Origin of the sequence: Priestia sp. AB (assembly GCF_028369225.1) — a bacterium.
GTDB lineage: Bacteria > Bacillota > Bacilli > Bacillales > Bacillaceae_H > Priestia > Priestia megaterium.
This window is the reverse complement of record NZ_JAQMYN010000039.1, coordinates 1-8,766: the sequence shown is the minus strand read 5'-3', so window position 1 is coordinate 8,766 and position 8,766 is coordinate 1. Positions and strand designations below refer to the sequence as shown.

Here is an 8,766-nt window from a genome sequence, read left to right as displayed (position 1 = left end):
TGAATAGTATAAGAACTACAAGGTTTCAAATTGGCTATTTTAGCTTGAACAAACTATTCAAACTAAAATAGCCAATTTGAAACTCTATAAACTTACATTGTAAATTATTCTTCGGCAGTAGCTACTTCGGCTACTGCTTTCTTTTTTTCTTTTACAACCACATCATGATGCAAAATCTTATCTTTGTTTTTTCCTACATACGATTGTAATGCCTTCGCAATCTTTTCTGCTTCTTCTTCACTTTGAATCTCAAAGTATTTCTCGAAAATCGCGCCGACTTGAATTAGTCGTCGTGTTCTCTCTTTTCTCTCTTTTTCTTTTTTACGCGCTTCAACTTGTTGTTTCTTCGCTTTCATTTTTTCAATTTTCTCTTCTAATTCCTGAAGAATTTCCTCATCTGTTCGCTTCTTCGGCACCCATTCTCATCTCCTTTTTCTATTCTCTAATGTTTAAATTGATTATATCAAAAATTGAGATAAATCGGTATCCTTAGCATAGATTCTCTCACCAGGATATGGTACAATTCCCTTAGATTGAAGAGATAAGGGCGCACTTATACATCGTACCGATATGTGCGGTTCCTTCGGAACGAAAAGACAAAACCAAAGACCCATTCGCCTAGATGGCGAATTTCATAAAACCTGTTTGCCTATCGGCAAAGATGAAACCACCATCTGACACCTTTGGTGGTCATGATGCTGATTTCATCTAAAGAGTTGATTAGCGCACCCTGTGCTCTCATCAACTTATTCCAAAAACACAAATCCATTCTCAAGAAAGGAGGAAAAAATCATGGCAATTTACCATCTATCGATGCAAATCATCAGCCGTTCAAAAGGCCAATCGGCTGTCGCCGCAGCTGCTTATCGCAGTGGCGAAAAACTATATGATGAACGCACACATGAGCAAAAGTTTTATGTACGTAATGTCCAACCGGAAACCATGATTCTGACTCCTCCCAATGCGCCAGGATGGATGAAAGATCGGAACCGTCTATGGAATGAAGTTGAAAAAGTAGAGAAGCGTAAAGACTCACAATTGGCACGCGAATTAAATATTGCTTTGCCCATTGAACTTAATCGTGACCAACAAAAAGAACTGATTCAATCTTTTGCTCAAAACGAGTTTGTTCAAAAGGGAATGATTGCTGATATTGCTATTCATCGCGATGATAAGAATAATCCTCATGCTCACATCATGTTAACCATGAGAAATCTAAGTGAAGATGGATTCGGCAAAAAGAACCGTGACTGGAATGCAGATTTTGCAAATTCAAAAGAAAATAATCGTGGGTACGTCAAAAACAGCGAAGGCTGCTTATCCATTCGTGAACAGTGGGCCAACAAGGCCAACAAGGCCCTAGAACAAGCTCAAAGCAATGAACGTATTACTCATCTTTCTCATGAAAAGCGCGGACTAGAAATCTTACCAATGGTTCACTTAGGCCATGTCGCACATGACATGGAGAAGAAAGGGAAGAAAACAGATCGTGGCCAGATTAATAGAGACCGCCAAGACTACAATAAGGCCGTGGTTGATTTACAAGCTTATCGTCGTCAAAAAGAAGACCACTTAAAGAAAATGAAGGAAAAAGAGAAGCAATTCAGCTTTTCTACAGATATAGAGAAAACCTATATTCAAAAAGCTGCGTCCCTCATAGGTCAAAAGGTTATTACCTTAGAAGATATTACAGCACGCCACGAAGAACTACGCAAAATAGGTGATCGTCATGATCCTATCGAACGACACTTTCATGTACAACAACAACAATTCTTAAATGTCAGCAATTATTATGATCGTGTGAGCGATTTAGAGCGTGAAATTGGGCAGAACGAAGAAAAAGTAGAGGAACTTAAGAAGTCCCTTAATCCATTTAAACTTAAAGAGAATAACATGATGAAACGACGTCACCTTGATAAAATTTCTGATTTAGAAAGTAACAAAGAAAGCTATGAAAGCAGCATTGAGAAACATAAAGAATCTCTTCGTTTTTCAAACAAAGAGGATTTTTATCAGCGTTACCAAGAATTCTCTCAAAAGAAAGAAAATCGACTCAATCAAATTACCTATGAGAAAAAACAGATTCAAGTCGAAACTAGGGTACTATTACAAGCTGAAGAAGCTATTAAACAAGCCAAAATCCGTGAGATAAGCTCTCATTATCCCGATCTCAAAACAGCTGGCAAGTATCTCACATATAGCAATGCATTAAAGCTGAAGCAGTATCACGATACTGCTCAACAAAATCAATTTAGGCTATCTAATATCAAACAAAGTCTAGATGCTAACCAAAAGAAACTAGACGAGTTCAAAAAACATCAGAAAATGGTTCATATAGAGAAAGAACATGTCTCAACTATGAGTAAAGAAGTAAAAAAACTCAGAAACGTGGAGAAAAAGCTTGATGAATTAGACAGAAACCCAGGAGAAAAAGCCAAACGACTTGTCTCAAAAAAAGCTCGTCAAGATTATGAGGAATTGCAAAGTGAAGCTAAATATGGACGTGAAAACCTAAAAGAACTCGGCTATAAAGGACAACAGGATTTACAACAACAACAAAGCCGTATGAACACAATGGAGAAAACTGTCGTTCCATGGTTAGAAAAAGAAATAAAAACATATGAAAGCAACATAAACGCTTTAGATACGGTTTTTAAGGCTATCCAACAGGCTACTCGTAGCCAAGAACAGGCTCAACAAAGACATCAATTAGGAAGAATGAGAAGCACAACTATAAATAGAGCAAAGAATAAAGGTCCAGATCTTAACCGTTAAAGATAAAAAATTGCCTTAAGGCAATTAGAAACAACTTAAAGTTGCTATTTACTTAGAAGTAAAGATTAAAATATTGAGCAAACTACCCAAGATAGATGTCATAAAGGATTGACTCATATAACTAACTTCTGAAACAGAAAAAACCTACCTCTTTTAAATAGAAAGAGGTAGGTTTTTTCTGTTTTTAAGCTGTATATGATATAAAAGGTTAGGTAACATAAGGTGCTTTATCATCCCCATAAAGCAGACTCAGAAAAATGAAATAGTTAGTGCTTTCGTATAAAATTTATCTTCTCTACTTATCTTATTTGTTTTGAGGTTCTAGGTTTTTCTGACCATTCCCAGCCATCTGAATAACTTTACGTGTACCTGAATCGTAAACATATGTATAAGTACTATCAGGATCATCATTAAAAACAACATCAATTTCTACAGATCTTAAACCTCTTTGTTTACTGTTTTTTGTTATTTCCATTTGCTTTATATCACTATCTTTATAATTTTTATCATTAATAAGATAACTATGAACATCTTTTTTCAGTTGTTGACCATATTTTTGTTCCTCTTTTTTATTTTCTTTATAGGATGTATAACTATTAAATGAAAAGATTCCTACCCCTATAAGTAAAATAATAACTATAAAAAAGATAATTTTTTTTAACATTTATTTCTCCTCACTTTCTATATTACAAAAATAAAAATCTATCTTTTTATATCGTGAAATAAATATTAACAACTATTATTAATATTTATATACTTTCTTATAAAAATAACTATAATTATTTTTATACTTGTCTGACAATGTAACAATATTATAGTCTTTCAATTTATGAACATATGTGTATAATTACCTATTGAGTGGGAAATATACATAGGAGGAACATTTTTGAAAAACGTTATAAAGAGTATACTGTCATTATCAATTATTTTATTAATAGGTGCTATGTTTACAAGTAATAGTTCTTTTGCTGCATCTAATACTTATCCAGGTAAAAGTCTAACGCCAAAAGCTGGCGATATTATCATTACTAGTAAGAGAACTACTAGTCATTACACAGGCCACGCGATGATCGTAACTGATAAATTAAAAGTTGCAGAGATTGCTGGTCCAAATAAACATCCACGTGAGTTAACATTTGCAGAATATAAAAAAGCTTATCCAACAGTAAAATCTGTTGTCCGTATACAAAATACTAAAATTGCTACCAAAGCTGGAGCTGCAGCACGTCAATATGTAGCTGACTATAAAACTGCTACATACAGTGTAACTAGTCATACTGATCTTCGTTATAAAAAAGTAACTTACTGTTCAAAAATGGTTTGGCAAGCTTACTGGGCAGCAGGTGTAGATTTAAGACAACACGTTGATAACAGAACAGGTGCTGTAACACACGATTTCTACTCACCAATATTACCATATGACTTACAATATCCTTCTCATATTGGTTATATAAGATATTAATTTAGAGATTAAAATAATATTTCTCAACTCATAAAAGTTGTGAAAGTCCTTTTCGTGTGTAATTTTACACAATATAGTGACTTTTCACAACTTTTTTTCGAAAAAATTTACCTTATTTTTGATATATCCGGTTTTATAATATGTAACTAAAAGAAAACACTAATATAGGCTAGTTATTTTTTTAGACTCTATATCGTATAAAATCGTAGTTAACATAAAACACATTATCGGTACAAAAAAAGATTTTTAAAAGTTTCGTATTGTCCATATCTTCAAGGGGAAACTAGTTGAAACAGGTACTGAGAGGAGGGTAACGGGTGAAACGGTTAATGGTCGCTACAATTCTTTTCCTATGGTTAGCAGGCGGAATGGCCAATTATACAGAAGCTTCTCCCCAACCGTCCATTAAGCAGAAGCATACGGATTTCTATGATGCCTTTTTGATGCTGCTGAATCCCTATGCGGAGAAAACGATTCGAACGAAATACCCTGATCGTAGTTACAGTTTGTGGAATGCAGATATTTTGAGTGTGAAGCGTGTATCTGATGGGTTTTCAAACTATGATTTCGTGGTGAAGGTAAAATACGACACATTTACAGGTCCGCATAATCCACCTGAAGGCCCTGTGATCATCACATTTTCGGTAAAAAATGAGGTCAAGGTTCTAAAAGTTGAAGGATAACAGTTGAAAAAGGCTTTAGAGAAGTTGTTCTTCAATCTTTATATTCATATGCACAGGATATACAAATTCATTTTACATAATCCAGATTCTAGGAATCAAAAAGCCCTTGGTATACTACCAAGGGCTTTTTATATAACTTACTTTTATTTTTTTAAGTTGGGTTCTGATCCATCATATAGTTCTTCGATGCTAGTAACATTCTCTTTGCTAAAAGACACCCTCCAAATAAATGCTATACGATCGATATCTACTTTCCCATTTTCAAAATAGGCAATCATAATACGTGTATTTTCTTTGTCAGCAGCAGGCAAACCTTGAAAACGCACAATTCTTGTTTTTTCAGTTACTTCTGGAATCGTAACACCTTTTGCGACATAACGCTCAGCACCTTTAGCACCTTTCGTCATGTAACTTTTATAAAAGTTAGATAAAGCAGGATTTGTGTCAGAATAAGCATACGTGTGATGAGCTATTGGTAGAAGCAGCCCCATAATCAAAGCAATACATACTAATTGTTTCATTTTGTCCTCCATACTGGGATATAAGATTATGGGTATAGGGTTGCTAATTATAAGATATTTATTCAATAAGTCTTATTGTTTCTTAATGTATGTCGTATACAAAGTTAGTTAACATAATTCCTCTTTCCGGAACACAACTCAAAAAAGAACCCTTGTCGCAGAACGGTTCCGCCGAGGGTTCTTTTTCCGGAGTATGCAGCTTTTTATACATCCTTGATAGACCAACGTTTTTTCAGTAAGCGATTAGTAAAAGAATGAATAAAAAGTGCACCTTTTATTCATATGCTTCAACCCCTAAATAATTGATTTTTTATATGGATATGTTATAGTGACAATCCGGCTATTTTCCAATTAACCTTTTATCTAAAACTGTAAACGTAAATGAAAGGCTGCCTTATTTTTCTTGAGGTAGCCTTTTATTTTGTTAATGAGATTAATCATCTTTATTTTTAGCCTTTAGGCATATGTTTTTTCTAAACAAAGAAGGTATAAAAATATTAATAAACTGTGGTAGATGCACTTTCCATTATGTACAAGCTTCATACACTGTAATAAGACAAATATAGAAAGAAGTGTATGAGATATTATGTTAGGTAATTCTAAAACATTAAAAACTTATGTTTTAACAACCAGCTTTGACAAATATGAAGAACAATTGAATGATTTTCTTCAAAATAATAATTTTGAGATTGTAGATATTAAAATTTGTAATGCTGGGCTTAATGTTTCAATTTTAATTATTTATAGAGATCTACTACAGCATCCCCTTAAGCACCACCCCTTTAGATTAAAGAAAGGTCTTTAAAATTCGGGTTATGATGTATTTGTAAGTTATTGTTTTTTACTTCGGATACATATGATCCCTAACTAAAAGCTACTTTGATTGTCCAATGTCAGGGTAGCTTTTTATTTTGTTAATAAGATAATTACCTTTAAGGTGTTTTCTCACGAAAAATATAAAAAGACTGCATCATAAGATACAGTCTTGAATAAAAAACTTCTCTATACTCAAATTATCTAAAAATTTCATTGTTAAACTTGGTAGAGTTTGCTATGATTAAATCAATTACATGATCGGAAAATCAAAAAAGGCAAAGCGTGTTGTCGAAGGGGTCGGATCCTTCTTCAACCGTCCACCGTGCAGAACCCACGGTAAACACCTGCTTCACCTTTTCTTTAGTGTAATTCTATGTTCATTTTACGATAGAATTACATGAAAAACAAGGGGAAGTTCTATACTCTTTTATCATTTTAAAAGACGTGTTTACCTGTAAAACGGTATCACGTCTTTTTTCGTTTTCCATAAAAGGGAGCGAATGAAAATGGCAAAAGAAAAAATTGAGATTATCGCAAGTGTAGAAACATATAAAAATTTATCAAGCTTCGAGTCTATTGATACCTTAAACGAAACTGTACGGTCCTATATAGAACGTTTTAAGGATCAGTTGAATAAAACCCATGTTGCTGTATTAAAAGTCTTACATGGCTATTCAGTGAAGCACCTAGGAGTTTCTTTCTTAACGAAAAGAAATATTGGTAAACTGGTTGGTAAAAGTCGTGCTACTATTATTCGTGTGTGTAACCATTTAGAGGATCTCGGCATTATTAAACAATTAGAAATGAAACGCAGTAGTGACATGAAACAAACAAGTAATGCCGTTATTATTCAACCAATTCAAACGGAAGAATCTGTAAAAGAAATTAATCAAATTGAAGAAAATGCAACACAAGGAAACTCAAAAATGCAACACCAAAAAAACAAAACCTTTTTAAAACAAATATATAATATTAAACATCTAAATATGAGCAAAGAACCATCTAAACGTAAAGCTTATATAAAAATGGTTCCTAAAAGACTGCAACAATATCAAGCTTTCTTTGGTAATCAAATTAAGTCTCTATACGGACGTATTTGGCTTGCAATGAAGAACTTTGGTGTATCAGTTGATAAATCTATTATGCAAGAAATCGCTCATATTGCTTTTGATAAACTTGTAGATTACATAAAACAGGGACGTAACCTTTCTACTGAAGAATTGCACAAATTAGCCTACACTATTGCTTATAACCAACTTTCAGAACGTGATGACACAAAAGCAATGGCCAGCTTTGTAGATAGTTTTATTGAGCGAACTAAACACCTTAAAAACCACCCTCTACATTCGAGGGTATAAGGTATGGCCTCTTAAACAAAGAGTCCCCTTATAACAGTAATCTAAGACTAGACTTCTTGAAAATTGATATAATCTCAAAGTAAGATGGCCGTCGTTCATCACGGCAAATTTTAAATATATTCGTTTGCAAGCTCTTTAATTGAAGGGCTAATATAATGTCATGACGAATGAAGTAGAGAGGGGGCATGACGTTATGTCTGAAACGAATAACTTTGTTTATAAAACTGGTGAAGTTTTAAAGAGGTTAGATCTCAAGGATTCTGTCTTCAAAAAGTACATTTTTAGTCTTGAAAAAGAAGGGTATTCTTTTCAAAGAAACAATTTAGGTCATCGCCTTTTTACAGAGGACGACATAAAAGCTTTGGAGATGTTTTTAGAGCTAATCAGTTATGACGGTATGACTATTGAGTCTGTAGCAAGGAAGATAGGCATGGCCAACAAGAAGCGACTAGAGCCAATGGGTCATGATGTCATGCCTGAAAACGGCATTGATGGTCATGACATCATACCTGAAAGGGATTCTAGTGGTCATGACGCTATGACGCTAATGAATGCACTTTTAAAAGAGCAAGAGCAGCGTTTTGTAAGACTTCTTCAGGAGCAAGAACAAACATTTAAAAATGAGATACAGACTATTAAAGATAATCAAACTCAAGAAGTTTATGAGTTAAAAAAAACGTTGCTTGAAAGAATGGATGACGATGCAGGAACTGAAAAAAGAGACGAAATCCTTATTCAAGTTATGCGGGACATCAGGGAAACCAAAAAAATGTTGGCTGCTTCCCAGGATGAAAGTAAAAAGAAATGGTGGGAGTTTTGGAGATAACATACAAGATTAGTTTATATAAATGTCAGCTACAACAAAAAATGGGGTGATGGGAAATGAGAATTAAATTTGAAGAGCCAGTTACACCTGAACTTATTGCCAGTACATTACAAGGTTTGATAGAAGAGTATGGGGTAAGTCTTTCAAAAGCAAATTTATATATCAATTTCCGTAATGCTGATGGAGAGCTAGTGACGTTAGTCGATAGTAATGGGGATGAGATTGAGGGAGTTGTAATCAAAAAACCGAAAACTCAAAAGCCAAAAAAGAAAAAAACGACAGACAATCTAGTTGAATTTCCAAATAAAGAACGAGAAATTGACAT

The 8,766-nt window shown here is 33.9% G+C and carries 9 protein-coding genes; 6 read left to right on the top strand and 3 right to left on the bottom strand.

Annotation, left to right across the window (positions count from 1 at the left end):
* Window positions 1-104: 104 nt before the first annotated feature.
* The gene (locus POF52_RS30700; protein WP_271998090.1) at window positions 105-416 is read right to left on the bottom strand and encodes an NIP7 pre-PUA domain-containing protein; all 312 of its coding nucleotides are present in this window, start codon (window positions 414-416) and stop codon (window positions 105-107) included.
* Window positions 417-792: 376 nt separating this feature from the next.
* On the opposite strand from POF52_RS30700, the gene mobQ reads away from it, so the two are divergent.
* Window positions 793-2,775 (top strand): MobQ family relaxase, encoded by a 1,983-nt coding sequence (gene mobQ / locus POF52_RS30695; protein ID WP_271998087.1) that lies wholly within the window; start codon window positions 793-795, stop codon window positions 2,773-2,775.
* 304 nt (window positions 2,776-3,079) lie between these two features.
* Here the strand turns inward: mobQ and POF52_RS30690 are convergent, their stop codons facing one another.
* Window positions 3,080-3,439, bottom strand: a complete 360-nt coding sequence (locus tag POF52_RS30690) for a DUF3139 domain-containing protein (RefSeq protein ID WP_271998084.1) — start codon at window positions 3,437-3,439, stop codon at window positions 3,080-3,082.
* A 222-nt stretch (window positions 3,440-3,661) separates the two neighbouring features.
* Between POF52_RS30690 and POF52_RS30685 the strand changes: the two genes are divergently transcribed.
* Window positions 3,662-4,237 carry a hypothetical protein gene (locus tag POF52_RS30685; RefSeq protein WP_074898719.1) on the top strand — a complete coding sequence of 192 codons (576 nt, stop codon included), beginning with the start codon at window positions 3,662-3,664 and terminating at the stop codon, window positions 4,235-4,237.
* A gap of 317 nt (window positions 4,238-4,554) precedes the next feature.
* On the top strand, window positions 4,555-4,920 hold the full coding sequence (locus tag POF52_RS30680; protein ID WP_271998078.1) for a DUF3888 domain-containing protein: 366 nt from the start codon (window positions 4,555-4,557) through the stop codon (window positions 4,918-4,920).
* Window positions 4,921-5,063: 143 nt separating this feature from the next.
* Here POF52_RS30680 and POF52_RS30675 read toward each other — a convergent pair whose 3' ends face one another.
* Window positions 5,064-5,441: a hypothetical protein gene (locus POF52_RS30675; protein ID WP_271998074.1), complete on the bottom strand. Its 378-nt coding sequence runs from the start codon at window positions 5,439-5,441 to the stop codon at window positions 5,064-5,066.
* 1,322 nt (window positions 5,442-6,763) lie between these two features.
* On the opposite strand from POF52_RS30675, the gene POF52_RS30670 reads away from it, so the two are divergent.
* The 3 genes from POF52_RS30670 to POF52_RS30660 all read left to right on the top strand — a co-directional run.
* A complete protein-coding gene (locus tag POF52_RS30670; protein WP_271998072.1) occupies window positions 6,764-7,615 on the top strand; it encodes a helix-turn-helix domain-containing protein in 852 nt (283 codons plus the stop codon).
* 193 nt (window positions 7,616-7,808) lie between these two features.
* Window positions 7,809-8,441, top strand: a complete 633-nt coding sequence (locus POF52_RS30665; RefSeq protein WP_271998069.1) for a DUF3967 domain-containing protein — start codon at window positions 7,809-7,811, stop codon at window positions 8,439-8,441.
* Between the two features lie 56 nt (window positions 8,442-8,497).
* On the top strand, window positions 8,498-8,766 hold a 269-nt coding region (locus tag POF52_RS30660; RefSeq protein ID WP_271998067.1), incomplete at its 3' end, for a hypothetical protein.

Coding starts and splice junctions, on each gene's coding strand:
- mobQ (WP_271998087.1), top strand. CDS start 793: ATGGCAATTTACCATCTATCGATGCAAATCATCAGCCGTTCAAAAGGC.
- POF52_RS30690 (WP_271998084.1), bottom strand. CDS start 3,439: ATGTTAAAAAAAATTATCTTTTTTATAGTTATTATTTTACTTATAGGG.
- POF52_RS30675 (WP_271998074.1), bottom strand. CDS start 5,441: ATGAAACAATTAGTATGTATTGCTTTGATTATGGGGCTGCTTCTACCA.
- POF52_RS30670 (WP_271998072.1), top strand. CDS start 6,764: ATGGCAAAAGAAAAAATTGAGATTATCGCAAGTGTAGAAACATATAAA.
- POF52_RS30665 (WP_271998069.1), top strand. CDS start 7,809: ATGTCTGAAACGAATAACTTTGTTTATAAAACTGGTGAAGTTTTAAAG.